We start from the raw sequence: 23,174 nt of genomic DNA on the forward strand, positions 1-23,174 counted from the left end.
GGGAAGGGCGGAAGGCGGCGGGCGGCCCGGGCCGGCGGACGGGCGCCGTACCTTTTACAGCAGTTCGAGCGCCACGGCGGTGCCTTCGCCGCCGCCGATGCACAGCGTGGCCACGCCGCGCTTCCTGCCTTGCGCCTTCAGCGCGTGGATCAGCGTGACCATGATGCGCGCGCCGCTGGCGCCGATCGGGTGGCCCAGCGCGCAGGCGCCGCCGTGGATGTTGACGCGGTCGTGCGACACGTCGAGCTCGTGCATCAGCGCCATCGGCACCACCGCGAAGGCCTCGTTGACCTCCCAGAGGTCCACGTCCTTGACGCTCCAGCCGGTCTTCTTGAACAGCTTGGCCACGGCGCCCACCGGCGCGGTCGAGAACCACTCGGGTTGCTGCGCATGCGTGGCATGGCCGACGATGCGCGCGATCGGCTTCGCGCCGATCTTCTTCGCATGCGACTCGGTCATCATCACCAGCGCGGCCGCGCCGTCGTTGATCGACGAGCTCGAGGCGGCGGTGATGGTGCCGTTCTCCTTCTTGAACGCGGGCTTGAGCGTCGGGATCTTGTCGAGCTTGACCTTGCCCGGGCCTTCGTCGATGGCGATCAGCGTGTCGCCGCCGCGGCCCTTGACCGTGACCGGCACGATCTCGTCCTTGAACAGGCCGGTGTCGGTGGCCTTCTTGGCGCGTTCCACGCTGGCGATGGCGAAGGCGTCCTGCTGCTCGCGCGTGAACTTGTACTTGGCCGCGCAGTCCTCGCCGAAGGTGCCCATCGAGCGGCCCGGCTGGTAGGCGTCCTCGAGGCCGTCGAGCATCATGTGGTCGAAGATGCGGTCGTGGCCCATGCGGTAGCCGCCGCGGCCCTTGAGCATCAGGTAGGGCGCGTTGGTCATGCTCTCCATGCCGCCCGCCACCATCACGTCGTGCGTGCCGGCCAGCAGCAGGTCGTGCGCGAGCATCGCGGCCTTCATGGCCGAGCCGCACATCTTGCTGAGCGTGACCGCGCCGGCGCTGTCGGGCAGGCCGCCCTTGTAGGCCGCCTGGCGCGCGGGCGCCTGGCCCTGGCCCGCCATCAGGCAGTTGCCGAACAGCACCTCGCCCACGCTGTCGGGCGCGATGCCGGCACGCTCGACGGCAGCCTTGATCGCGGCGCCGCCGAGGTCGTGCGCCGCGAGGGAGGAGAAGTCGCCCTGGAAGCTGCCCATGGGGGTGCGGGCGGCGCCGACGATGACGATGGATTCGGACATGTGAGTGCTCCTTGATGCTGGAAAAAGAATGCGGGTCCGCGGATGCGAAGGCCCGTCAGGAATGTGCCGCCTGCTCCTCGTCGTGGAAGCGTTGCGACTCTTCGTACGGGAACACGTCCAGCATCTGGCCGGCCTGGATGCGTTCCTTGTGGTGTTGCCAGAAAGCGGCGTCGAGCAGGTCGGCGTGGTGCGCCATGAAGGCTTCGCGCACGTCCTTGTTGCCCAGCAGGAAGGGCTCGAAGGTCTCGGGGAACACGTCCTTCGGGCCGACCGAATACCAGACCTCGCCGCTCATCTCCTCTTCCTCGTTGCGCGGCGCGGGCACCTTGCGGAACTGGCAGTCGGTGATGTATTCGATCTCGTCGTAGTCGTAGAACACGACCTTGCCGCCGCGCGTGACGCCGAAGTTCTTCCACAGCATGTCGCCCGGGAAGATGTTGGCCGCCACCATGTCCTTGATCGCGTTGCCGTACTCGATCACCGCCTGCTCGAGCTGCTCCCTGGCGCGCCTGGCCTGCGCCGGGCTCTCGGGATGCGCGAGCATGTCGAAGGCCTCCTGCAGGTAGATGTTCAGCGGGATCATCCGGCGCTCGATGTAGACGTGCTTGAGCACCAGCTCCATCTCCCCGTTGCCGTCGCGGTCGCCGATCTCGAGCTGGCTGGGCGCGAACTTCCGGATTTCCTCGATCAGCGCGGGCTCGAAGCGGTCGAGCGGAAAACCCACGTCGCTGTACTCGAGCGTGTCGGCCATGCGGCCCACGCGGTCGTGCTGCTTCACGAGCATGTACTTGCCCTTGATCTGCTCGCGCGTGGTGTCCTTCGGCGGCGGATAGAAGTCCTTGATGACCTTGAACACGAACGGGAACGAGGGCAGGTCGAACACCAGCATCACCATGCCCTTGATGCCGGGCGCGATGCGGAAGCGGTCGCTCGAGTAGTTGAGGTGCGAGAGGAAGTCGCGGTAGAACAGCGTCTTGCCCTGCTTGGCCAGGCCCAGCGCGTTGTAGATCTCGGCGCGCGGCTTGCGCGGCATCAGCGAGCGCAGGAACTGCACGCAGGCCGAGGGCACCTCCATGTCGACCATGAAGTAGGCGCGCGCGAAGCTGAACAGCATCTGCAGGTCGTCCTCGCCGAACAGCACCGCGTCGACGTGGAAGCGGCCCTGGCCGTCGTGCAGGATCGGCAGCGCGAACGCCAGCTCGACGAAGCCGTTCATGATCTTGCCGACCACGTAGGCGCCCTTGTTGCGATAGAACAGCCCCGAGAGCACCTGCAGCTGGAAGTTGGCGCGCAGCTTGACCTGGTGGAAGCGCCCCTGCATCGCGCTCGCCACGCGCTCGGCATCGCGCCGCTTGTGGGCCCAGCTGCCGAGCAGCGCGAAGTCGTCGAGCATCTGCTCGATGGTGTCGGCCAGCGTGGCGGGCGACGGATAGTAGGGCCGGTAGGTGGGCGCGCCGCGCGGCTCGATGTACTCGGTGCTGATGGCCGGGCGCACGAAGATGAAGTCGTTCTGGAAGTACGCGCGGTGCAGGATCTTGGTGGTGACCGAGTTGAAGAAGCTCTCGGCCAGCTCGGGCTGGTGGTGGTCGACCAAGAGGCCGATGTAGTGCAGCTTGACCTGGTGCCAGACGTCCATCGGCTGCTCGCCGGCCTTGAACTCCTTCTCGAGCCGCGCCACCGCCTCGCTCACGCGCAGGTCGTAGAACTCGATGCGCTCGCGCTGCGCGCGCTGCTGGCCATGCCAGTCGGCGGTCTCGAAGCGGTGCTTGGCGCGCGACGACTCGGCCCGGAACAGCGTGTAGTGCCGGTTGAAGCCGTCCATCATCGCCTTCGCGATGTCGTAGGCCAGCGGGGAGTCGAGGCGCTGCGGGAACATGGACCGAAGCGGGCGCGGTCTCAGTCGGCCGCGGGGGTGGCGGGAGTGGTGGCGGTAGCGGGCGCGGGCGCCGCGGCGGGCTTGCCCGTGAGCCTGGTCACCAGCTCGCCGGGGCGGCTGTACTTGTGGCGCACGCGCTGTACCGCGGCCTTGTAGAGCGATTCGAGCGACTTGTCGCCTTCCACGCTCATGCCCAGGTCCTGCAGCAGGCCGTCGTGCACGCCGAAGGTCCAGCCGTGGATCGTGACCTTCTGGCCGCGGCTCCAGGCGTCGACCATCACCGTGCTGACGGCCACGTTGACCACCTGCTCGGCGACGTTGAGTTCGCACAGCGCGTCGGCGCGCACTTCTTCCGAGAAGCTGTCGAGCATCACGTGGTGGCGGTCGCGCACGTCCTGGATGTGGCGGATCCAGTTGTCGGCCAGGCCGATGCGGGTGCCGTTGAGCGCGGCCTTCACGCCCGCGCAGCCGTAGTGGCCCACCACCATGATGTGCTCGACCTTCAGGTGCTCGACCGCGAACTGGATCGCCGACAGCGCATTGAGGTCGGAGTGCACCACGATGTTGGCCACGTTGCGGTGCACGAACACCTCGCCGGGCTCGAGGCCGGTGATCTGGTTGGCCGGCACGCGGCTGTCGGAACAGCCGATCCACATGTAGCGCGGCGTCTGCTGCTTGACCAGGCTGGTGAAGAAACCAGGCCGGTCGCGTTCCATCTGCGCGGACCAGGCGCGGTTGTGGGCGAAGAGGTCGTCGAGGGATTCGGACATGCGGGGATTGTCGGTGAGGTGGAGGGGGATTCGGTGCGGCGGCGCCCGGCGCCGGGGGCTCTCTCAGGCGGTGGTTCGGGCCGGTCGCGGTGGCCTGGCCTTGGGCTTGCCGGCGGTTTCGGCCTTCTGCGCGCGCGCCAGTGCCGTCTGGCCCTTCTTTTCGTGAGCACGCACTTCCGCGATATTGGCCTGCAGCTCGGCGAGCTGGCCCTCGAGTTGCGCGCGGTGGGCGCCCAATATGCTGAGGAAGCGCTCGAGTTGCGGCACCGTGTCGCGCGGGCTGTCGTACATGTCGAGGATGTCCTTGGCCTCGGTCAGGCTCAGGCCCAGGCGCTTGGCGCGCAGCGTGAGCGTGAGCCGGGCCCGGTCGCGCGCGCTGTAGATGCGCTGCAGGCCGGCGCGCTCGGGCGTGAGCAGCCCCATGTCCTCGTAGAAGCGGATCGCCCGCGTTGTCAGGTCGAATTCCTTCGCGAGCTGGCTGATGGTGAAGGTTTGCGCTGGCATGAGGGCTTGTTCAGGGAACACGGGAGGCGCCGGAAAGGGGGCGTTGCGGGGGCGACAGCACATTTGCGCCGCGCTCTCTACAATGGTGCCCTCAACCCATGACGTTTACGTAAACGTCAATCCTACATGAATCTGCTCGAACGCGAACTCCACTACCCCCTCGGCGACACCCTGCCCGCCCCCGGCGAGGCCCTCGAAGTGGCGCCCGGCGTGCGCTGGATCCGGATGCGGCTGCCGTTCGCGCTCGACCACATCAACCTCTGGCTGCTGCGCGACAACTACCGCGGCGTCGAGGGCTGGACCGTGGTCGACTGCTGCATCTCGCGCGACGAGGCGCGGGCCCAGTGGGAGCAGATCTTCGAGACCCAGCTGCAGGGCCTGCCGATCGTGCGCGTGATCGTCACCCACATGCACCCCGACCACATCGGCCTGGCCGACTGGCTGTGCAAGCGCTGGAACGTGCCGCTGTGGATCAGCTCCACCGACTACCACGTGGCACGCGTGCTCTGCAGCAGCGGCGACACGCTGGCGGGCGGCGAGCATGCCGCGCGCTTCTTCAGCGCGCACGGCCTGGCCAACCCCGAGGCGCTCGACAAGATCCGCGGCCGCACCAACTACTACGCGAACATGGTGCCCTCGGTGCCCGAGAGCTTCGTGCGCATGCTCGACGGCGACAGCATCGACATCGGCGGCCATGCCTGGCGCTGCATCAGCGGCTATGGTCACGCGCCCGAGCACATCGCGCTGTACTGCGACGACCTCAAGCTGCTGCTGGGCGGCGACATGATGCTGCCGCGCATCTCGACCAACGTGAGCGTGTACGCGGGCGAGCCCGAGGCGAATGCGCTGCGGCTGTTCCTCGACAGCATCGAGCGCTTCAAGTCGCTGCCCGCCGACACCCTCGGCCTGCCCGCGCACGGCAAGCCCTTCACCGGCATCCATCGCCGCGTCGAGCAGCTGCAGGAGCACCACCGCGACCGCCTGGCCGAGCTGCTTGAGGTCGCGCTGGCGCGGCCGATCACGGCTTTCGAGGGGCTGCCGATCCTGTTCAAGCGCGAGCTCGACCTGCACCAGATGACCTTCGCGATGGGCGAGACCGTGGCGCACCTGCACCTGCTCTGGTATTCGGGGCAGGTGAAGCGCGAGCTGGGCGCGGACGGCATCTATCGCTTCGGCGCCCTGCACTGAAGCCGGCGCGGCGCGGCGGACGGCCGCGCATAGACTCGCGGGCATGAACATGTCGCACACGCTGGCCGATCTGCGCGCGGGCCGGCTGGCCGGCGCCACGCGGCTCGACCTGGGCTGCGGCCTCGAGGAATTCCCGCGCGAGATTTTCGAGCTGGCCGACACGCTCGAGGTGCTGAACCTCACGGGCAATGCGCTCGACCGCCTGCCCGACGACCTGGGCCGGCTGCACCGCCTGCGCGTGCTGTTCTGCTCCGACAACCGCTTCACGCGGCTGCCCGAATCGATCGGCGACTGCGCGAGTCTCGACATCGTGGGCTTCAAGGCCAACCGCATCGCCGAGGTGCCGGCCGCGTCGCTCGCGCCCTCGCTGCGCTGGCTGATCCTGACCGACAACGCGATCGAGCGCCTGCCCGACACGCTGGGTGACTGCGCGCGCATGCAGAAGCTGATGCTCGCGGGCAACCGCCTGAGCGCACTGCCCGAAACACTGGCCGGCTGCACGCGGCTCGAGCTGCTGCGCATCTCCGCCAACCGTTTCGCCACGCCGCCCGGCTGGTTGTGGTCGATGCCGCGCCTGTCGTGGCTGGCCGCCGCGGGCAATGCCTTCGACGCGCGCGACGAGGAGGCCGCGGCGATCGCGCCCGCGGTGCCGCGCATCGACTGGAGCGCGCTGCGGCTGGGTGCGCAGCTCGGCGAAGGGGCCTCGGGCGTGATCCACGAGGCGTTGCTGAACGCGCGGGAGCCGGTCGCGGTCAAGCTGTTCAAGGGAGCCGTCACCAGCGACGGCTGGCCACGCAGCGAGCTCGCGGCCAGCATCGCGGCCGGCGCCCATGCCACCCTGATCGGCGCGCAGGGCCGCATCGACGGCCATCCCGAGGGCACGCAGGGCCTGGTGATGGCGCGCGTGCCGGCCTCGTTCCGCACGCTCGCGGGGCCGCCGAGCCTGGCCTCGTGCACGCGCGACGTCTATGCCGAGGAGTCCCGCTGGTCCGCCGCCACCGCGCTGCGCATCGCGCGCGACATCGCGGCGGCGATGCGGCACCTGCATGCGCGCGGCCTGGTGCATGGCGATCTCTATGCGCACAACATCCTCTGGCATCCCGAGCAGGGCGCGCGGCTCGGCGACTTCGGCGCCGCCTGGTTCGCCGATGCGCTGCCCGCCGACGACGCGGCGCGCGCGCGGCAGCTGGAGGTGCGCGCCTTTGGCTGCCTGCTCGAGGAACTGGTCGCGCGCTGCGATGAAGCGCCGCTCGCGATGACGGCGCTGCGCGATCGCTGCCTGCGGCCCGAGGTGGCCGCGCGCCCCTCGGCCGCGGAGATCGCCGCGCTGCTCGACGAGGCCCTCGCATGAGCGCCGCGCCGGGCCGCCCCAAGCAAGCTCGCACCGCAGTGCGAAGCACGAAGGTGCTTCAATGAGCCGCGGCCGTCTCGCCCATCCGCCGCTGCCGATGCGCGACGGCGTGAGCGCGAGCTGCGTCGGCCTGCCGACCGAGGACCACTGGCCGACCATCGCCGATTTCCTGATCGCGCGCTTCACCGCCATCGCGCCCGAGGCCTGGATGCGGCGCATCCGCGACGGCGAGGTGGTCGACGAGCACGGCGTGCCCGTCACGCCCGAGCGCCGCTACCAGGCGCCGCTGCGCGTCTTCTACTACCGCGCGCTCGACACCGAGCCGGCGATCCCGTTCGAGGAGCAGGTGCTGTACCGCGACGCGCACCTGCTGGTGGTCGACAAGCCGCACTTCGTGCCCGTCACGCCCACCGGCAAGTACCTGCACCAGAGCCTGCTGGTGCGGCTCAAGCGCAAGCTCGGCATCGAGGCGCTGTCGCCGCTGCACCGCATCGACCGCAGCACCGCGGGCCTGCTGCTGTTCTCGCTGCGGCCCGAGACGCGCGGCGCCTACCAGACCATGTTCGCGCAGCGCACGGTGCACAAGGACTACGAGGCGATCGTGCCGCTGCCCGGCGGCGAGGCCGCCGCGGCCGCGCTGCCCTCGGTCTACCGCAGCCGGCTGGTCGACGACGCGCACTTCATGCAGGTGAAGGAGGCGCCCGGCGAACCGAACTCCGAGACCGGCATCGCGGTGCTGAAGGTCTTCGACGGCCTCGCGCATCTCGCGCTGTCGCCGGTCACGGGCCGGCGGCACCAGCTGCGCGTGCACTGCATGGCGCTGGGCATGCCGATCGTGAACGACCCCTTCTATCCGGTGCTGGCGCCGGTAGCCGCCGACGACTTCGAGCGGCCGCTGCAGCTGCTGGCGCGTTCCATCGCCTTCACCGATCCGGTGACCGGCGAGCCGCGCCGCTTCGACAGCCAGCTGCGCCTGCTGCTGGCGCCAAGGTGACGCCCGCGGCGCGGCGCCGGCACTAAGCTGCGGCCTCCGGCTGCCCCTGCCTTTCTTCCATCGGGCGGCCCCAGGCACACCAGGAGACGCCGCACATGGACACCACCCGACTCTTCTCGCTCCAGGGCCGCACCGCCCTCATCACCGGCGGCTCGCGCGGCATCGGCCGCATGATCGCCGAGGGCTACCTCGCGCAGGGCGCGCGCGTCTACATCTCGGCGCGCAAGGCCGAGGCCTGCGACCAGACCGCCCAGGAGCTGTCGGCTTTCGGGCATTGCGTGTCGCTGCCGGCCGACGTGTCGACGCTCGAAGGGGCGCAGGCGCTGGTCGCCGCGTTCGCGAAGCACGAGTCCTCGCTGGACATCCTGGTCAACAACGCCGGTGCCGCCTGGGGGGCGCCCTATGCGGAGTTTCCGGAGAGCGGGTGGGACAAGGTGGTCGACCTGAACCTCAAGACGCCGTTCTTCCTGACGCAGGCGTTGACGCCGTTGCTGAAGAAGGCGGCCGCGGGGGGCAACCACCTCGCGAAGGTGATCAACATCGCCTCGATCGACGGGATCTCGGTGAACCCGCAGGAGACCTACTCGTATGCGGCGAGCAAGGCGGGGCTGATCCAGCTCACGCGGCGCATGGCGCTGCGGCTGGCGCAGGACGGGATCGTGGTGAGTGCGATTGCGCCGGGGGCCTTTGCGTCGAGCATGAACAAGGATGCTCGGGACCATGGGGATGAGATCAAGGGGCGGATTCCGGCGGGGCGGATCGGGAAGCCCGAGGACATGGCGGGGGCGGCGATCTTTCTGGCTTCGAATGCGGGGGACTATGTGATGGGGTCTACGTTGGTGGTGGATGGGGGGGTGACGCACGCGCGCTGATTTCTTGCTGAGGCTGCTGGCTCTGGGCAGGTCGTCGGCCGGGTCTCGCCCGCCGGGGCGAGACCCGGCCAACGGCCTACGCAGAAAGAACAACTACCCCCACCGAGGCACAGCCTCATCCTTCAACTGCTGCCGCAACACATCGTAGTCAGGCACCACGCTCTCGACCGTCTCCCAGAACCGATGCGAGTGATCCATCACCCGCAGATGCGCCAACTCGTGCGCCACCACGTAGTCCACCACGGACAACCGAAAGTGGATCAACCGCCAGTTCAGCCGAATGGACCCATCCGCACTCGCACTCCCCCACCGCGTCGCCGCATTCGACAACGACAGCTTCGCCCACCGCACCCCCAGCAGCGGCGCAAAGTGATCGAGCCGCTCGATGAACAGCTTGCGTGCCTGCCGCATCAACCAGGCCTGCGCCGCATCGCGGATCTGCGCCGGCTCGGCGTTCTGCGCCACGGCCAGGCGCAGCAGCCGCGGACCGGTGCCGTCGCCCGCATCGAGCGCACCGCCCACGCCCTCGAAGCCATGCTTCGGATCGAGCCGCACCACCACCGGTTCGCCGAGGAAGGGAAAGCCCGCGCCGTCCTTCCAGTCGATGCGCGTGGCCTCGACGCGCGCGTGGCGCTGCTGGGTCTCGGCGAGCTTGCGCAGGATCCAGTCGCTCTTCTCGCGGACGGCGGCATCGACGTCGCGCAGCGCGACCCAGCGCGGCGCGCGCACCGACAGGCCTTCGGCGCCGACGACGAAACCGATGGTGCGGCGCTTGCCGCGCTTGAATTCGTAGGCGACGCGCGCCGCGCCCAGCATCAGCTCGCGCGAGGCCTGCGGATGCACGAAGCTCGCGGGCGTCAGGGTGTCGGCCAGCGGCACGGCCGGACGCGTGTCCTCGACCAGCGGCACCGTGGGGGTGGGCACGGCCACCACCGGCGACACCGCGAAGGGCAGCGCATCGGGCACGAGGCTGCCGGGCTGGCGCGTGCGTGGCCGCGCCGGGCCCGGGCTCTTGCGGCCGCGCGGCGCGGCGGGCGGTGGCGGCGCGGCCGCGGCGCCATCGCCGAACAGGTCCAGCGCCAGCTGCATCAGCTCCCGCATGCGTGGTTCCCGATGATGGACGACAAGGAAGGGACGACGGCCGAAGACGCGCGCGCCTTCAACCCGCCTTCTCGACCGTGGCGCTGCTGCCGGCCACGCCACCGGTGGCATCGGCATCGCGGTACGCCTCGGGATCGAGGCGATGCATCTCGGCCTCGATCCAGGCCTCGACCTCGCGCATCAGCTCGTCGGGCTTGCGGCCCGCGCTCGAGATCGGCACGCCGATCGACACGTCGACCACGCCGGCGCGCTTGACGAAGGCCTTGCGCGGCCAGACCTTGGCCGAGGTCACGGCGATCGGGATCACGGGCACGCCGGTCTCGCAGGCCAGGCGCGTGCCGCCGCTCTTGTAGGTGCCCTTCTGGCCGCGCGGAATGCGCGTGCCCTCGGGGAACATGATGATCCAGATGCCCTGCGCGAGCAGCTTGCGGCCCTGGCTCACCACCTTGTTGAAGGCCTGGGCGCGCTGGCTGCGGTCGATGTGGATCATGTCGAGCCGGCCCATGGCCCAGCCGAAGAAGGGCACGTAGAGCAGCTCCTTCTTGAACACGTAGGCCAGCGGATGCGGCATCAGCGTGGGCATCAGGAAGGTCTCGAGGGTGGACTGGTGCTTGACCAGCAGGATCGCGCCCGCAAGTTTGTCGGCCGGCAGGTTCTCCATGCCGCTCACGCGCAGCCGGATGCCCAGCAGCGCACGCGCGCCGCTGCCGACGGCCCAGGAGAGCCAGCGCGCCGCCATCCAGTAGAGCGGTATGCCGCGCATCCAGATCGAGCACACCAGCATGATGATCGCCCAGGGGACGACGGTGACGAACATCCACAGCGCGTGGAGAACGGAACGGAGCAACGCCATCAGAGAGCCACCTGCATGGATTCGGCGCGCGCCTCGCGCGCGAGCAAAAAGTCGACGAAAGCGGCGAGGTCTTCGTGCACCCTCGTGTCCGCCGGATATTCGGGAGGCAGCGGATCGAAGCCGCGGCAGGCCGCGCCCATGCCGGTCAGCAGCAGGTGCGGTTCGCAGCCGGCGGCCGCGCCGGCCTGCAGGTCGCGCAGGCTGTCGCCCGCGGTGGGCACGCCGGCCAGGTCGATGCCGAAGCGGTCGCCGATCTGCTGGAACAGGCCCGGCTTGGGCTTGCGGCATTCGCAGTCCTCGTCGGGGCTGTGCGGGCAATAGAACACCGCATCGACACGCCCGCCCACGGCCGCGAGCATCTTGTGCATCTTGGCGTGCATCGCATTGAGCGAGGCCATGTCGAACAGGCCGCGCCCCAGGCCCGACTGGTTCGAAGCGATCACCACGTGCCAGCCCGCATGGTTGAGCCGCGCCACGGCCTCGAGCGCACCGGGCAGCGGCGTCCACTCGGTGTCGCTCTTCACGAAGTCTTCGCGGTGCACGTTGATCGTGCCGTTGCGGTCGAGGATCACGAGTTTCATGGAGGTGTTCCTTCAGACTCCAGCTTGCGCCGCTTCGCCCAGGCGACCAGATGCGGCAGCGGATACTTCGCCGCATCCAGCATGCCGATGCGGTGCACCAGCGTATCGAGCGATACCAGGTCCTGCTTCAACAGCTCGCGAACGAAATCGGCGTCCTTCTCGCGACCGGCCACGCACTTGGAAACGACCAAGTCGTGCAGTTCCGGGCAGATGGCGGTGATCTCGCCGACGTAGTGCAGGCTGGCGCGACTCATCCAGTCGCCGGGCATGACGGCGGTCTCGGGCCCGACACCGTCGGCGAAATAACCGAAGGTCTCGTGAAAGCTCGAGTGCATGCCGATCGCCCCGTCGATCAGGTCGGCGCGCTCCGGATGCAGCGCGGGGTAGAGATCTATTTCGCGCGACACCAGCAGCGACTCGGGCGGTTGATCGAGCAGCAGCAGCACGGCCTGACTGCCGACGACCACAAAAGAACTTTCTTTCGAGATCGCCGCGGAAGCGCGCAACACGTGCTGCAGTTCTTCGAGCTTCATGGGGTCGCGGCCTGCTCGCGCGCCTGCTTGAGCAATGCCATTCGTTCGACCTGCGAGACGAGACCGCCGAGCGGCGACACGCTGCGCATGAGCTGTCCATGCTCGGACTCGACGAGCGCGGCATCTTCGAGCACGCCGACATCGCCGGCGAGAAGACGCTCCCACTCGTCCCACAGCACGTCGGAGCGCGTGGGACCCGACTGCTGACGCCAGCGTTCGAGGGTGCGGCGGGCCTGCTCGCGCAACGCGGGCTTCTGGCGCAGCACCGCCACCGCCCGCTGGTGCAGGGCGAGGGAGAACTGATCCAGTTGCTGTTGCCGGTTCATGCGCGATCGATTATCGAGTGACGGTCTTCAGACAGCCAGCCGCTCGAGCTGCGCCACGCGGTTCATCGCGGCATGCAGCGACATCAGGAGCCCCAGCCGGTTGAGCCGCAGGTCGGCCTGCTCGGCATTGACCATCACGCCGTCGAAGAAGGCGTCGACCGGTTCGCGCAGCGCGGCCAGGGTCTGCAGCGAGGCGGTGTAGTCGCCGGCATCGAACTGGGCGTTGGCGGCGGGCACCACCTGCGCCATGGCGGCATGCAGCGCCTTCTCGGCGGGCTCCTGCAGCAGCAGCTCGCTGACGTGGGCGTCGGCTTCGGGGGCCTTCTTGAGGATGTTGCCGATGCGCTTGTTGGCCGCGGCCAGCGCGGCGGCGGCGGGCAGCACGGCGAAGGCGCGCACGGCGGCGAGCAGTTGGGGCACCTGGCCCAGGCGCTGCGGGCGCGGGGCCAGCACGGCGTCGACTTCCTGCGCGCTGGCGCCCTGCTCGCGCAGGCTGCCGGCGAGACGGTCGAGGATGAAGTCCTGCAGCTCGACCGTGGCCTTGGAGGCATCGAAGCCAGCGATGTCCTTGAACTGCGCGGCGGCCTCGGCCAGCAGCGCGTCGAGGTCCAGCGGCAGGTTCTTCTCGATCAGCATGCGGATCGTGCCGAGCGCATGGCGGCGCAGCGCGAACGGATCGCGGTCGCCGGTGGGCAGGTTGCCGATGCCGAACATGCCGACCAGGGTCTCGAGCTTGTCGGCCAGCGCGACCACCAGGCCGACGCTGTTGCGCGGCAGTTCGTCGCCCGCGAAGCGCGGCTTGTAGTGGTCCTCGATGGCATCGGCCACGGCCGCGTCGAGGCCGTCGTGCTGCGCGTAGTAGCGGCCCATGATGCCCTGCAGCTCGGGGAACTCGCCGACCATGTCGGTCACGAGGTCGGCCTTGGCCAGTTGGGCGGCCTGCACGGCCTGGCGCGCCACCTCGGCATTGCCCAGCTGGTCGGCGATGGCGCGCGCGATGCGCATCACGCGCTCCACGCGTTCGCCCTGGGTGCCGAGCTTGTTGTGATAGACCACCTTGCCCAGCGACGCGACGCGCGAGGCCAGCGTCTTCTTGCGGTCCTGGTCGAAGAAGAACTTGGCGTCGGCCAGGCGCGGGCGCACCACGCGCTCGTTGCCGCCGATGACGGCGCTGGCATCGTCGGGGCTGATGTTGCTGACGACCAGGAACCGGTTCGTGAGCCTGCTCGAGGCGTCGAGCAGCGGGAAGTACTTCTGGTTCGCCTTCATCGTGAGGATCAGGCATTCCTGCGGCACCTCGAGGAACTCGCGCTCGAAGCTGCAGACCAGCACGTTGGGCCGTTCGACCAGCGCCGTGACCTCGTCGAGCAGCGCGTCGTCGTGGATCGGCACCGAGCCGCCGCCGACCTGGACCGCGGCCGCGGCGAGCTGGCGCGCGATCGCGGCGCGGCGCGCCTCGAAGCTCGCGATCACCGCGCCCTCGTCCTGCAGCTGCAGCGCATAGCTGTCGGCGTTGCGCAGCACCACGGGATCGACCGCGGCCTCGAAGCGGTGGCCATGCGTTTCGCGGCCGGCCTGGAGGCCCAGCGCCTCGACGGGCACCACGGCATCGCCATGCAGCGCGACCAGGCCGTGCGCGGGGCGCACGAAGCTCACGCTGGTCCACCCCGGCAGCTCGCAGCCGCTCTCGAGCTGGTAGCTCATGACCTTGGGGATCGGCAGCTTGGCGATGGCTTCGGCCAGTGCCTTCTGCAGGCCTTCGGCCAGCGTGGCGCCCTTGGCGGTGCTCTCGTAGAACAGGGCTTCGGCCTTGCCGTCCATGGCGCGCTTGAGGCCGGGCACGGCCGAGGCGTCGGCGCCGAGCGCGCCCAGGCGCTTGAGCAGCGCGGGCGTGGGCTGGCCCGAGGCATCGAGCCCCACGGCCACGGGCATCAGCTTCTGCGAGACGGCCTTGTCGGCGGCGCGCTCGGCCACGTGCGTGAGGTGCGCGGCCAGGCGGCGCGGCGAGGCGAAGGGCGTGAGCACCGAGCCGGCCTCGGCCAGGCCCTGGGCCACGAGCTGTTCGCGCAGCACGCCCGCGAAGGCCTCGCCGAGCTTCTTCAGCGCCTTCGGCGGCAGTTCTTCGACAAACAGTTCAACCAGCAGGGAGGTCTTGTTCATGGGGGTCGTCATCGCTCAGGCGGCCTTCTTCGGTGCGATCTGCGCGACCCATTCGCGCGGTGCCATCGGGAAGCCCAGCCGTTCCCGGCTGTCGTAGTAGCTCTGCGCCACGCTGCGCGCGAGGTTGCGGATGCGGCCGATGTAGGCCGCGCGTTCGGTCACGCTGATCGCGCCGCGCGCGTCGAGCAGGTTGAAGCTGTGCGCGGCCTTGAGCACCTGCTCGTAGGCCGGCAGCGCGAGCTGCTCGGCCATCAGGTGCCTGGCCTGCTTCTCGTGCGCGGCGAAGGCGGTGAACAGGAACTCGGCATCGGAGTGCTCGAAGTTGTAGGCCGACTGTTCGACCTCGTTCTGCTTGAACACGTCGCCGTAGCTGAGCTTGGCGCCACCGTGGCCTTCGGTCCACACCAGGTCGTACATGTTCTCCACGCCCTGCAGGTACATCGCCAGGCGCTCGAGGCCGTAGGTGATCTCGCCGGTGATCGGCTTGCAGTCGATGCCGCCGACCTGCTGGAAGTAGGTGAACTGCGTCACCTCCATGCCGTTGAGCCAGACCTCCCAGCCCAGGCCCCAGGCGCCGAGCGTGGGGTTCTCCCAGTCGTCCTCGACGAAGCGGATGTCGTTCTTCTTGAGGTCGAAGCCCAGCGCCTCGAGGCTGCCGAGGTAGAGCTCGAGGATGTTCGCGGGCGCGGGCTTGAGCACGACCTGGTACTGGTAGTAGTGCTGGCCGCGGTTGGGGTTCTCACCGTAGCGGCCGTCCTTGGGGCGGCGGCTGGGCTGCACGTAGGCGGCCTTCCAGGGCTCGGGGCCGAGCGCGCGCAGGAAGGTGGCGGTGTGCGAGGTGCCCGCGCCCACTTCCATGTCGTACGGTTGCAGCAGCGCGCAGCCCTTGTCGGCCCAGTACGACTGCAATTTGAGAATGATTTGCTGGAAGGTCAACATGAAGGGTGCCGGCCGGCGCGGCCGGGCGTTGGACGAAAGCGCGGCGGTGCGCCGCGAAAGCCCGCGATTTTACGGGCGGAGGGCAACTCTCCCACAGCGGGTCGGGAAGGCGCCTGCCACGCAGCGGACACGGGCCGTGCGATAAACCGGGGTCCGCGCGGGCCATCGGCGGGCCATCGTCTTCCGACGGCCGCGCGGCCGGCGCTTTTCATGCGGGCCGGGAACGCCCGCCCGCCACGCCGATCCGACGTCCCTCCCCCACGAGCCCCCAGCCCCACACGCCCCATGCCAGTGCCCGAGACCGGCCCGAACACCCCGCTCTTCATCGTGCTCAATGCCGCCTCCGGCAGCGAGGACGCCGTCCAGGCCCGCCAGGTCATCGAGGAAGGCTGCGCCGCGGCCGACCGCCGGCTGCGCATCTTCACGGTCGACCGCGGCAGCGCCGACGACGGCCCCGGCAGCCTGCGCGCGCTGGCGCGCGAGGCGGTGGAGCGCGCGCGCGCCGCCGGCGGCGTGGTGGTGGCCGCGGGCGGCGACGGCACGATCAATGCCGTGGCCCAGGCCACGCTGGGCAGCGGCTGCGCCTTCGGCGTGCTGCCGCAGGGCACCTTCAACTACTTCAGCCGGGCCCACGGCATTCCGCGCGACACCGCCCAGGCGCTCGAGGTGCTGCTGACCCATCCGCCGCGGCCGGTGCAGGTCGGGCTGCTCAACGACCGCGCCTTCCTGGTCAACGCCAGCCTGGGCCTGTACGCCCAGCTGCTCGAGGAGCGCGAGCACTACAAGTCGCGCTACGGGCGCAACCGCCTGATCGCGCTCGGCGCCGGCTTGCTGACCGTGCTGCGCGGCCACCGCACGCTCGACCTGCGCATGGGCTGGCGCGGCCAGGAGCGCGCGATCCGCACGCCCACGCTGTTCGTCGGCAACAACCCGCTGCAGCTGCTGCAGATCGGCATCGAGCATGCCGATGCGCCCGAGCAGGGGCAACTGGCCGCGGTGGCGCTCAAGCCGCATGGCCTGCTGTCGATGCCGGGGCTGCTGCTGCGCGGCGCGCTCGGGCGGCTCGGCGAGGCCGACGAGGTGCTGAGCTTTCCCTTCGAGTCGATGACGGTGCGCATCGGCCGCGCGGGCAGCCGCGGCCCGCGGCGCGTGAAGGTGGCGACCGACGGCGAGATCGGCTGGGCCGAGATGCCGCTGCTGTTCCGCGTCTCGCCCGAGCCGCTGTGGCTGGTGCGGCCCGACGTGGCGCCCGAGCTGGAGGCGGCCAAGCAATGAGCGTGTTGCTGCAGGTTTCCGACCCGCACTTCGGCACCGAGCAGCCGCCGGTGCTGGCGGCGCTCGAGCGGCTGGCGCGCGAACTCGCGCCCGAGCTGCTGGTGCTGTCGGGCGACATCACGCAGCGCGCCACGCGCGCGCAGTTCGCGGCCGCGCGCGCCTTCGTCGACCGGCTGGCGCCGCGGGCGCTGCTGGCGATTCCGGGCAACCATGACATCCCTCTGTTCCAGCTCGCGGCGCGCGCCTTCGCACCCTATGGCCGCTACAGCGAGGCCTTCGGCGGCGAACTCGAGCCGGTGATCGACACGCCCGGCTGGCTCGCGATCGGCGTCAAGACCACGCGCCGCTGGCGCCACGAGGACGGCGAGGTGTCGCACGCGCAGGTCGAGCGCGTGGCGCGTCGGCTGGCCGCGGCGGCGCCGTCGCAACTGCGCGTGGTGGTCACGCACCAACCGGTGGCGGTGACGCGGCGCGAGGACATCGGCAACCGGCTGCACGGCGGCGAGGCCGCGGTGGCGCGCTGGGCCGCGGCCGGCGCCGACCTGGTGCTCGGCGGCCACATCCACCTGCCCTTCGTGCTGCCGCTGCACGAGTGCTTCGTCGATTGCCCGCGGCCGATGTGGGCGGTGCAGGCGGGCACGGCCGTGTCGTGGCGCGTGCGCGCGGGGCATCCGAACTCGGTCAACGTGGTGCGGCGCGACGACGGCGCGCGCGCCTGCGCGGTCGAGCGCTGGGACTACGCGGCCGAGCGCCAGGCCTTCGTGCTCGCCGACGCCGTAAGGCTTTCGCTTGCCAGCGCAGCGGCGCCGCTTTAGGGTGCGCCGCATGTCATCGGCCGTCCCCGTCCCTTCCCTTCCTTCCACTCCCCTCCCGAACCCGCCCGCCCTCGTCGCGCATGCCGAACAGCTCGGCGCCCATGCGCTGGGCGGCTTCCTCTCGCTGCTGCTGGCCTCGGTGCTGATCGCCGGCCTGGCCTGCTGGATGGCGCAGCGCCGCCGGCTCGCGCTGGCCGCCGAGGAAGAGCCCGACGAACCGCGGCTGGTGCTCGCGCTGGTGCTCGGCTTCGCGGCGATCCTCGGCGCCTCGAGCCTGTTCGCCTGGATCGCCTCCAACCTCGGCGACGGCCGCACGCTGGGCCTGGCCGACCAGGCGCTGACCGATGCGATCGCGCAGCACATGCCGCACGGCGTGATCCTCGCGTTCAGCTGGCTCACGCGGCTCGGCGACTTCGCCACCTTGGCGCCGGTGGCGGTGCTGGTGGCGCTGCTGCTGTGGCACCGCTCCCATCGCGGCCTGGCGCTCGGCTGGTCGATGGCGCTGGTGGGGATCGTGCTGCTGAACCCGGCGCTCAAGCAGATCTTCGCGCGCGCCCGGCCGCTGCACGACCACGGCCTGGCGCACGAGACCAGCTACAGCTTCCCGAGCGGCCACAGCGCGGGCGCGATCGTGAGCTACGGCATGCTGGTCTATCTCGCGCTGCGCCTGCTGCCGCCGCGCTGGCACGTGGCGGCGGCGATGGCCGGCGCTGCCGCGATCGTCACCATCGCCTGCAGCCGGATCTTCCTGCAGGTGCACTTCGCGAGCGACGTGGTGGCGGGCCTGCTGACCGGGCTGGCCTGGCTGCTGGTGTGCGTGGGCGGGCTGGAGTTCGCGCGGCATCGCCAGCGGCGGCTCGCGCGCTGAACCGGCCGCGAAAGAAAAAGGGCCGCGCCCTTCCCTGCGGAAGGAGCGCGGCCCCGGGGACCGACGCGGATCGAGGGATCAGTATTCCCAGAAGATGCGCTGCAGTTCCTTGGTGTCGCTGGTCTTCGTCAGCGCGACCATCGCGAGGATGCGCGCCTTCTGCGGGCGCAGGTCGTGCGCCACCACCCAGTCGTACTTGTCGTCGGGCTGCTCGGCGTTGCGGATCACGAAGCCGTCGGGCACGCGCGAGCTGCGGATGACGACGATGCCGTCGGCGCGCACCTTCTGCAGGTTCGGCACGATGCGGTCGGCGACCGAGCCGTTGCCGGTGCCGCCATGGATCAGCGCCTTGATGCCGCTCTTGGCGAGCGCGTCGATGGCGGTCGAGGACACGCCCTCGTAGCCCATGGCGATCTCGACCGGCGGCAGCGCGTTGATCTGGTCGATGTCGAACTCCGAGTTCATGGTGTGGCGCTTCACGGGCGCGCGGAACCAGTAGTTCTTGCCCTCGACCACCATGCCCAGCGGGCCCCACTGGCTCGAGAAGGCGCTGGTCTTGATGTTCACGCTCTTGCTCACGTCGCGGCCGGTGTCGATGTTGTCGCCCATCGTCACCAGCACGCCCTTGCCCGCGGCGTCCTTGCTGCCGGCCACCGTCACGGCGTCGTACAGGTTGAGCGCGCCGTCGGCCGACAGCGCGGTGCCCGGGCGCATCGAGCCGACCACCACGATCGGCTTGGAGGTGTGCACGGTCAGGGTCAGGAAGTAGGCGGTTTCTTCGAGCGTGTCGGTGCCGTGCGTGATCACGATGCCGTCGACGTCGCTCTGCTTCGACAGCGCCGACACGCGCTTGGCGAGCGTGAGCAGGTTGTCGTTGGTGAGGCTCTCGGACGCGACCTGGAACACCTGTTCGCCGCGCACGTTGGCGACCTTGGAGAGCTCGGGCAGGCCCGCGATCAGCTTCTCGACACCGACCTTGGCGGCCGCGTAGGTGGCGCTGTTGACGGCCGAGGCGCCGGCGCCCGCGATGGTGCCGCCGGTGGCCAGGATCACCACGTTGGGGAGCGCCTGCTGCGCCTGCGCGAGCGCGCTGGCCGCCAGCATCGCGGCACCGGCCGCGAGGGCCCTGAAGCGAGGGGAAAGGTACATGGAGAACTCCTTGTGTTGAATGAATTTTTCGAGGCGGCGAGAAGATACATGAACCATGCCCGGCTGCCCGGCGCGGCCATGCCGGCATGGCATGCGGTCATGCGGCCGTGGGGACGCAGGCATTACCATCGACCGCGCGCACGCCGCGCCACTCCCTCGCCATGAACGCCGACTCCGCCGCCCTTCCCGTCTCGACCGCCCAGGAAATGCCCGCGCCCGACGGGCCGCTGTCGCGCGCGCGCCCGGGCCGCGAACGCATCATGGCGGCGATCCGCGCCGCGGCCATCGCGGAGTTCAGCCTGCATGGCCTGAAGGGCACCTCGACCCAGGCCATCGCGGCACGCGCCGGCCTCACCAAGCCGCAGCTGCACTACTACATCGTCGGCAAGGAAGAGCTGTACGAAGAACTGCTGATGCAGGTGCTGCATGCGTGGAAGGTGGTGTTCTCGTTCGAGGACGCGAGCGATCCGGCGACGGTGCTCGGCGACTACATCCGCAAGAAGCTCGACCATGCGATCGACAGCCCCGAGATGTCGCGCATCTTCACGCGCGAGATCCTCGACGGCGGCCGCAACCTCGACCGCTACTGGCCCAACGCGCGCGCCTGGACGCAGAAGAAGGTCGACATCATCAACGGCTGGATCGCGCGCGGCCAGATGCGCCCGCTCGATGCGCGCATCCTGCTGATGCACGTCTGGGCCATGACCCAGAGCTACGCCGACTACGCGATCCAGACCCGCGTGATGCTGGGCCTGCCGCCCGACGCGCCGATCGACCGCGAACCGATCGCGCGCGAGCTGGTGGCCTTCGTGCTGGCCGGCTGCGGCATCCGCGCCAGCTAGCCACCCGCGCCGCCCGGGCGCTTTCCTCCCCGCCAGAACCGCACCGGCCCCAATCCGGTGCGCCCGCGCTGGCACGTCGCTTGCTAAACCTGACCACTTGCTCTGATTAAGCGGTCAAACACCATGCGCGTGCTCGTCGTCTACTGCCATCCGGTCGAAACCAGCTTCCATGCCGCCCTGCACCAGGAGGTGCTGAAGAACCTGCGCGCGGCCGGCCACGAGGTCGACGACTGCGACCTCTATGCCGAGGGCTTCGATCCGGTGCTCTCGCGCGAGGAGCGGCTGGGCTACCACGAGGTGCCGGCCAACCAGCTGCCGCTCAAGCCCTACGTCGAGCGGCTGCAGTGGGCCGAGGGCATCGTGTTCTGCTTCCCGACCTGGTGCTTCGGCCTGCCGGCCATGCTCAAGGGCTACTTCGACCGGCTGTTCATGCCGGGCGTGGCCTTCGACATCAGCGACCCCGCCAACGTGAAGCCGATGCTCACGCACATCAAGCGCATCAGCGCCGTGGTCACCTACGGCCGCCCGCGCTGGGTGGCGATGTACATGGGCGACCCGCCGCGCAAGATCGTCACGCGCTACATGAAGCGGCTGACCGGCCATGGCGCCAAGGTCGACTACCACGCCCACTACCACATGAACGTGGCGACCGAGCCCCAGCTCAAGCGCTTCATGGCCAAGGTCGGCAACGCCATGGCGCGCTTCGCATGAGCGCGCCCGTGCTGCTCGACCGGGTGCGCCTGCCGCGCTGGCTGCTGCCGGCCGACTGGCCGCAGCGCGACGGCGTGCCGGCGCTCGCGCGGCTCGCGATCGAGGGCGGCCGCGTGCAGTCGCTGCGCCCCGCGGACGACGCTGCCGAAACGCCCGCCGCGGGCTGGGACCTCGGCGGCACGCTCGCGCTGCCGGGCTTCGTCGATGCCCACACGCACCTCGACAAGGTCTTCACGCTGCCGCGCATGAAGGCGGTGCAGCCGGGCCTGCTCGGCGCCATCGATGCGATGCTGGCCGACCGCGTGAACTGGACGCCCGCCGACGTGCGCGAACGCGCAGCACGCGGACTGCAATGGGCCTGGGAATGCGGCACCACGCACGTGCGCACGCATGTCGACTGGTGGGAGCCCGATGCCCTGCCGATGGCCTGGCCGGTGATGGCCGAGTTGGCGCAGGAATGGGCGGGCCGCGTGCGGCTCGAGCAGGTGAGCCTGATCAAGCTGCCGCTGTTCGAGGACGCGGCGCAGGCGCTGCGGCTCGCGAAGCAGGTGAAGGCCACCGGGCCGCACGCGCTGCTCGGCGGCTTCGTGCACTCCACCAACTGGAGCGAGAACGCGCTGCGCAACCTGCTGCGCTCGGCGCAGGCCTGCGAGCTCGACATCGACCTGCACGTGGACGAGGAGCTCAATGCCTCGGCCACGGGCCTGGCGGCCACCGCGCGCATCCTGGCCGAGATCGGCTACGAAGGCCGCGTGGTCTGCGGCCACGTCTGCGCGCTCGCGGAACAGCCCGAGGCGCAGGCGCTCGCCACGCTCGACGCCGTGGCGCGCGCGCCGATCACGGTGGTCTCGCTGCCCGCCACCAACCTGCTGCTGCAGGACGCCGTGAGCGGCCGCACGCCGCGCCGGCGCGGCATCACGCTGGTGAAGGAGGCGCGCGAGCGCGGCATCCCGCTGCTGTTCGCGAGCGACAACGTGCAGGACCCGTTCTGCCGGCTCGGCAGCTTCGACCCCGTGGAAGCACTGGGCACGGCCGCGCTGGTGGCGCAGCTCGACGAGCCGTTCGAGACCTGGTCGGAGGCGCTGTGCCGCGCCGACTGGCTGCGCCGCGACGCCAGCGTGCAACGCCCGACGCTCGTCGGCGCGCCCGCCGACCTCGTGCTCTTCGGCGCGGCCGACCGCTTCGGCTGGCCCTCGCGCAGCGCATCGCGCGTGGTGCTGCGCGCGGGCCGCGTCACGCACGGCGAGGTGCCCGCCGCCTGGTGCGAGCACCCGACCGCGCACGCCTGAGCCTCTTCAACGAACAGAACCACTCCAAGGACCGTCCCCATGCTCCACGGCTACATCCCTCCCCACCGCTTCCTGCCCTACCTGAGCTGGACCGAGATCGCCGCGCTGCCCGACCGCGAGAACACGGTCATCGTGCTGCCCTGCGGCGCGATCGAGCAGCACGGCCCGCACCTGCCGTGCTCGGTCGACAGCGTGATCAGCTCGGGCGTGATGGGCAAGGCGCTCGAGAAGCTGCCGGCCGAGGTGCGCGCCTTCGCGCTGCCCACCATCACCTACGGCAAGTCGGAAGAGCACCTGCACTTCCCCGGCACGATGACGCTGACCGGCACCACGCTGCTGTCGACCGTGACCGAGATCGGCGAGTCGGTCTACCGCGCGGGCTTTCGCAAGCTGCTGTTCGCCAACGGCCACGGCGGCCAGCCGCAGGTGCTCGAGATGGCGGCGCGCGAGCTGCGGCTGCGCCATGGCGACTTCGTGGTGGTGCCGCACGGCGTGTCGCGCCTGCCGAGCGCGGCCAGCAAGCAGGTCAGCGAGCAGGAGAAGAAGCTCGCGATGCATGCCGGCCATTCCGAGACCGCGCTGATGCTTGCGCTCGCGCCCGAGACGGTGCACATGGAGCGCGCGGTGGCCAATTTCCCGCCGCCGTTCCCGATCAAGCTGCTGTCGGCCGACGGCCGCCCGGCCTGCGCCTGGACCGCGCGCGACTTCGGACCCAGCGGCGTGATCGGCGACCCGACCACCGCCACGCGCGAGCAGGGCGAGGCGATCCTCGACACGCTGTCCGACAGCTGGGTGCAGGCGCTGACCGAGCTGCATGCGCTGCGCTGGGTGGTGCGCGAGGAAGCCACCTGGGAGCGCGGCCACCAGCAGGGCTTCGTGCAGCAGTCCTTCGCGCCGGCCTGAGCCTGCTTCTTGCATCGGCCCGTCTTTCCCCTTTT

Annotated in this window: 23 protein-coding genes; 11 read left to right on the forward strand and 12 right to left on the reverse strand. The window is 70.1% G+C overall.

What is annotated here, in order from left to right; all coding sequences use genetic code 11:
* Nucleotides 1–54: 54 nt before the first annotated feature.
* The 4 genes from R0232_RS31215 to R0232_RS31230 form a co-directional block, all read right to left on the reverse strand.
* Nucleotides 55–1,239: an acetyl-CoA C-acyltransferase gene (locus tag R0232_RS31215; RefSeq protein WP_431510559.1), complete on the reverse strand. Its 1,185-nt coding sequence runs from the start codon at nucleotides 1,237–1,239 to the stop codon at nucleotides 55–57.
* Between the two features lie 55 nt (nucleotides 1,240–1,294).
* Entirely contained in the window at nucleotides 1,295–3,115 is a 1,821-nt protein-coding gene (aceK, locus tag R0232_RS31220; RefSeq protein ID WP_208510940.1) for a bifunctional isocitrate dehydrogenase kinase/phosphatase, read from the reverse strand.
* 20 nt (nucleotides 3,116–3,135) lie between these two features.
* Nucleotides 3,136–3,885, reverse strand: a complete 750-nt coding sequence (gene can / locus R0232_RS31225; protein WP_281078005.1) for a carbonate dehydratase — start codon at nucleotides 3,883–3,885, stop codon at nucleotides 3,136–3,138.
* Between the two features lie 63 nt (nucleotides 3,886–3,948).
* Nucleotides 3,949–4,389 (reverse strand): MerR family transcriptional regulator, encoded by a 441-nt coding sequence (locus R0232_RS31230; RefSeq protein ID WP_208510941.1) that lies wholly within the window; start codon nucleotides 4,387–4,389, stop codon nucleotides 3,949–3,951.
* A 126-nt stretch (nucleotides 4,390–4,515) separates the two neighbouring features.
* Here R0232_RS31230 and R0232_RS31235 point away from each other — a divergent pair, with 126 nt between their 5' ends.
* The 4 genes from R0232_RS31235 (at nucleotide 4,516) to R0232_RS31250 (ending at nucleotide 8,794) form a co-directional block, all read left to right on the forward strand.
* The gene (locus R0232_RS31235) at nucleotides 4,516–5,577 is read left to right on the forward strand and encodes an MBL fold metallo-hydrolase (RefSeq protein ID WP_431510560.1); all 1,062 of its coding nucleotides are present in this window, start codon (nucleotides 4,516–4,518) and stop codon (nucleotides 5,575–5,577) included.
* A 49-nt stretch (nucleotides 5,578–5,626) separates the two neighbouring features.
* Nucleotides 5,627–6,928 carry a leucine-rich repeat-containing protein kinase family protein gene (locus R0232_RS31240; protein WP_431512942.1) on the forward strand — a complete coding sequence of 434 codons (1,302 nt, stop codon included), beginning with the start codon at nucleotides 5,627–5,629 and terminating at the stop codon, nucleotides 6,926–6,928.
* Nucleotides 6,929–6,989: 61 nt separating this feature from the next.
* Complete coding sequence (locus tag R0232_RS31245; protein WP_431510561.1) at nucleotides 6,990–7,922, forward strand: pseudouridine synthase; 933 nt, start codon at nucleotides 6,990–6,992, stop codon at nucleotides 7,920–7,922.
* A 95-nt stretch (nucleotides 7,923–8,017) separates the two neighbouring features.
* Entirely contained in the window at nucleotides 8,018–8,794 is a 777-nt protein-coding gene (locus R0232_RS31250; protein WP_431510562.1) for an SDR family oxidoreductase, read from the forward strand.
* 93 nt (nucleotides 8,795–8,887) lie between these two features.
* Here R0232_RS31250 and R0232_RS31255 read toward each other — a convergent pair whose 3' ends face one another.
* From R0232_RS31255 to glyQ, 7 genes are read right to left on the reverse strand one after another with little or no spacing between them, the layout of a single operon-like run.
* On the reverse strand, nucleotides 8,888–9,895 hold the full coding sequence (locus tag R0232_RS31255) for a M48 family metallopeptidase (RefSeq protein ID WP_431510563.1): 1,008 nt from the start codon (nucleotides 9,893–9,895) through the stop codon (nucleotides 8,888–8,890).
* A 58-nt stretch (nucleotides 9,896–9,953) separates the two neighbouring features.
* Complete coding sequence (locus tag R0232_RS31260; protein WP_208510945.1) at nucleotides 9,954–10,748, reverse strand: lysophospholipid acyltransferase family protein; 795 nt, start codon at nucleotides 10,746–10,748, stop codon at nucleotides 9,954–9,956.
* Nucleotides 10,748–11,329: a D-glycero-beta-D-manno-heptose 1,7-bisphosphate 7-phosphatase gene (gene gmhB / locus R0232_RS31265; protein ID WP_172705816.1), complete on the reverse strand. Its 582-nt coding sequence runs from the start codon at nucleotides 11,327–11,329 to the stop codon at nucleotides 10,748–10,750. Before gmhB ends, R0232_RS31260 begins: the two co-directional genes overlap by 1 nt.
* On the reverse strand, nucleotides 11,326–11,862 hold the full coding sequence (locus R0232_RS31270; protein WP_431510564.1) for a DUF6036 family nucleotidyltransferase: 537 nt from the start codon (nucleotides 11,860–11,862) through the stop codon (nucleotides 11,326–11,328). The genes gmhB and R0232_RS31270 overlap by 4 nt, the downstream gene beginning before the upstream one ends.
* Entirely contained in the window at nucleotides 11,859–12,188 is a 330-nt protein-coding gene (locus R0232_RS31275) for a hypothetical protein (protein WP_431510565.1), read from the reverse strand. The genes R0232_RS31270 and R0232_RS31275 overlap by 4 nt, the downstream gene beginning before the upstream one ends.
* Nucleotides 12,189–12,215: 27 nt before the next feature.
* The gene (gene glyS / locus R0232_RS31280) at nucleotides 12,216–14,348 is read right to left on the reverse strand and encodes a glycine--tRNA ligase subunit beta (protein WP_431510566.1); all 2,133 of its coding nucleotides are present in this window, start codon (nucleotides 14,346–14,348) and stop codon (nucleotides 12,216–12,218) included.
* Nucleotides 14,349–14,363: 15 nt separating this feature from the next.
* Nucleotides 14,364–15,287, reverse strand: coding sequence for a glycine--tRNA ligase subunit alpha (glyQ, locus tag R0232_RS31285; RefSeq protein ID WP_431510567.1), 924 nt, complete (start codon nucleotides 15,285–15,287; stop codon nucleotides 14,364–14,366).
* Between the two features lie 285 nt (nucleotides 15,288–15,572).
* Here glyQ and R0232_RS31290 point away from each other — a divergent pair, with 285 nt between their 5' ends.
* Genes R0232_RS31290 through R0232_RS31300 form a run of 3 tightly spaced genes read left to right on the forward strand, consistent with a single transcriptional unit; the run spans nucleotide 15,573 to nucleotide 18,245 of the window.
* A complete protein-coding gene (locus R0232_RS31290) occupies nucleotides 15,573–16,562 on the forward strand; it encodes a diacylglycerol/lipid kinase family protein (protein ID WP_093348288.1) in 990 nt (329 codons plus the stop codon).
* A complete protein-coding gene (locus R0232_RS31295; RefSeq protein WP_431510568.1) occupies nucleotides 16,559–17,377 on the forward strand; it encodes a metallophosphoesterase family protein in 819 nt (272 codons plus the stop codon). The genes R0232_RS31290 and R0232_RS31295 overlap by 4 nt, the downstream gene beginning before the upstream one ends.
* Before the next feature lie 10 nt (nucleotides 17,378–17,387).
* The gene (locus R0232_RS31300; protein WP_208510948.1) at nucleotides 17,388–18,245 is read left to right on the forward strand and encodes a phosphatase PAP2 family protein; all 858 of its coding nucleotides are present in this window, start codon (nucleotides 17,388–17,390) and stop codon (nucleotides 18,243–18,245) included.
* A gap of 78 nt (nucleotides 18,246–18,323) precedes the next feature.
* On the opposite strand, the gene R0232_RS31305 is transcribed toward R0232_RS31300, so the two are convergent.
* Nucleotides 18,324–19,394, reverse strand: a complete 1,071-nt coding sequence (locus R0232_RS31305) for an asparaginase (protein WP_093348292.1) — start codon at nucleotides 19,392–19,394, stop codon at nucleotides 18,324–18,326.
* A 161-nt stretch (nucleotides 19,395–19,555) separates the two neighbouring features.
* On the opposite strand from R0232_RS31305, the gene R0232_RS31310 reads away from it, so the two are divergent.
* The 4 genes from R0232_RS31310 to R0232_RS31325 all read left to right on the forward strand — a co-directional run bounded on the left by R0232_RS31310 (nucleotide 19,556) and on the right by R0232_RS31325 (nucleotide 23,139).
* Nucleotides 19,556–20,236, forward strand: coding sequence for a TetR/AcrR family transcriptional regulator (locus R0232_RS31310; RefSeq protein ID WP_177239444.1), 681 nt, complete (start codon nucleotides 19,556–19,558; stop codon nucleotides 20,234–20,236).
* Nucleotides 20,237–20,359: 123 nt separating this feature from the next.
* The gene (locus tag R0232_RS31315; protein WP_093348294.1) at nucleotides 20,360–20,947 is read left to right on the forward strand and encodes an NAD(P)H-dependent oxidoreductase; all 588 of its coding nucleotides are present in this window, start codon (nucleotides 20,360–20,362) and stop codon (nucleotides 20,945–20,947) included.
* Nucleotides 20,944–22,236 (forward strand): amidohydrolase family protein, encoded by a 1,293-nt coding sequence (locus tag R0232_RS31320; protein ID WP_431510569.1) that lies wholly within the window; start codon nucleotides 20,944–20,946, stop codon nucleotides 22,234–22,236. The genes R0232_RS31315 and R0232_RS31320 overlap by 4 nt, the downstream gene beginning before the upstream one ends.
* Nucleotides 22,237–22,275: 39 nt before the next feature.
* Nucleotides 22,276–23,139 carry a creatininase family protein gene (locus R0232_RS31325; protein WP_093348298.1) on the forward strand — a complete coding sequence of 288 codons (864 nt, stop codon included), beginning with the start codon at nucleotides 22,276–22,278 and terminating at the stop codon, nucleotides 23,137–23,139.
* Nucleotides 23,140–23,174 lie beyond the last annotated feature (35 nt).

This window comes from Variovorax sp. DAIF25, from assembly GCF_050711835.1.
Lineage (GTDB): Bacteria > Pseudomonadota > Gammaproteobacteria > Burkholderiales > Burkholderiaceae_C > Variovorax.

Bases quoted from the DNA above. Each gene is read 5' to 3' on its own strand.
- R0232_RS31250 (WP_431510562.1), top strand. From the start codon at position 8,018: ATGGACACCACCCGACTCTTCTCGCTCCAGGGCCGCACCGCCCTCATC.
- aceK (WP_208510940.1), bottom strand. From the start codon at position 3,115: ATGTTCCCGCAGCGCCTCGACTCCCCGCTGGCCTACGACATCGCGAAG.
- can (WP_281078005.1), bottom strand. From the start codon at position 3,885: ATGTCCGAATCCCTCGACGACCTCTTCGCCCACAACCGCGCCTGGTCC.
- R0232_RS31315 (WP_093348294.1), top strand. From the start codon at position 20,360: ATGCGCGTGCTCGTCGTCTACTGCCATCCGGTCGAAACCAGCTTCCAT.
- R0232_RS31325 (WP_093348298.1), top strand. From the start codon at position 22,276: ATGCTCCACGGCTACATCCCTCCCCACCGCTTCCTGCCCTACCTGAGC.
- R0232_RS31320 (WP_431510569.1), top strand. From the start codon at position 20,944: ATGAGCGCGCCCGTGCTGCTCGACCGGGTGCGCCTGCCGCGCTGGCTG.
- R0232_RS31305 (WP_093348292.1), bottom strand. From the start codon at position 19,394: ATGTACCTTTCCCCTCGCTTCAGGGCCCTCGCGGCCGGTGCCGCGATG.
- R0232_RS31310 (WP_177239444.1), top strand. From the start codon at position 19,556: ATGAACGCCGACTCCGCCGCCCTTCCCGTCTCGACCGCCCAGGAAATG.
- R0232_RS31215 (WP_431510559.1), bottom strand. From the start codon at position 1,239: ATGTCCGAATCCATCGTCATCGTCGGCGCCGCCCGCACCCCCATGGGC.
- glyS (WP_431510566.1), bottom strand. From the start codon at position 14,348: ATGAACAAGACCTCCCTGCTGGTTGAACTGTTTGTCGAAGAACTGCCG.
- R0232_RS31270 (WP_431510564.1), bottom strand. From the start codon at position 11,862: ATGAAGCTCGAAGAACTGCAGCACGTGTTGCGCGCTTCCGCGGCGATC.
- R0232_RS31230 (WP_208510941.1), bottom strand. From the start codon at position 4,389: ATGCCAGCGCAAACCTTCACCATCAGCCAGCTCGCGAAGGAATTCGAC.
- R0232_RS31255 (WP_431510563.1), bottom strand. From the start codon at position 9,895: ATGCGGGAGCTGATGCAGCTGGCGCTGGACCTGTTCGGCGATGGCGCC.
- R0232_RS31260 (WP_208510945.1), bottom strand. From the start codon at position 10,748: ATGGCGTTGCTCCGTTCCGTTCTCCACGCGCTGTGGATGTTCGTCACC.
- R0232_RS31245 (WP_431510561.1), top strand. From the start codon at position 6,990: ATGAGCCGCGGCCGTCTCGCCCATCCGCCGCTGCCGATGCGCGACGGC.
- R0232_RS31295 (WP_431510568.1), top strand. From the start codon at position 16,559: ATGAGCGTGTTGCTGCAGGTTTCCGACCCGCACTTCGGCACCGAGCAG.
- gmhB (WP_172705816.1), bottom strand. From the start codon at position 11,329: ATGAAACTCGTGATCCTCGACCGCAACGGCACGATCAACGTGCACCGC.
- R0232_RS31290 (WP_093348288.1), top strand. From the start codon at position 15,573: ATGCCAGTGCCCGAGACCGGCCCGAACACCCCGCTCTTCATCGTGCTC.
- R0232_RS31240 (WP_431512942.1), top strand. From the start codon at position 5,627: ATGTCGCACACGCTGGCCGATCTGCGCGCGGGCCGGCTGGCCGGCGCC.
- R0232_RS31235 (WP_431510560.1), top strand. From the start codon at position 4,516: ATGAATCTGCTCGAACGCGAACTCCACTACCCCCTCGGCGACACCCTG.
- R0232_RS31275 (WP_431510565.1), bottom strand. From the start codon at position 12,188: ATGAACCGGCAACAGCAACTGGATCAGTTCTCCCTCGCCCTGCACCAG.
- R0232_RS31300 (WP_208510948.1), top strand. From the start codon at position 17,388: ATGTCATCGGCCGTCCCCGTCCCTTCCCTTCCTTCCACTCCCCTCCCG.
- glyQ (WP_431510567.1), bottom strand. From the start codon at position 15,287: ATGTTGACCTTCCAGCAAATCATTCTCAAATTGCAGTCGTACTGGGCC.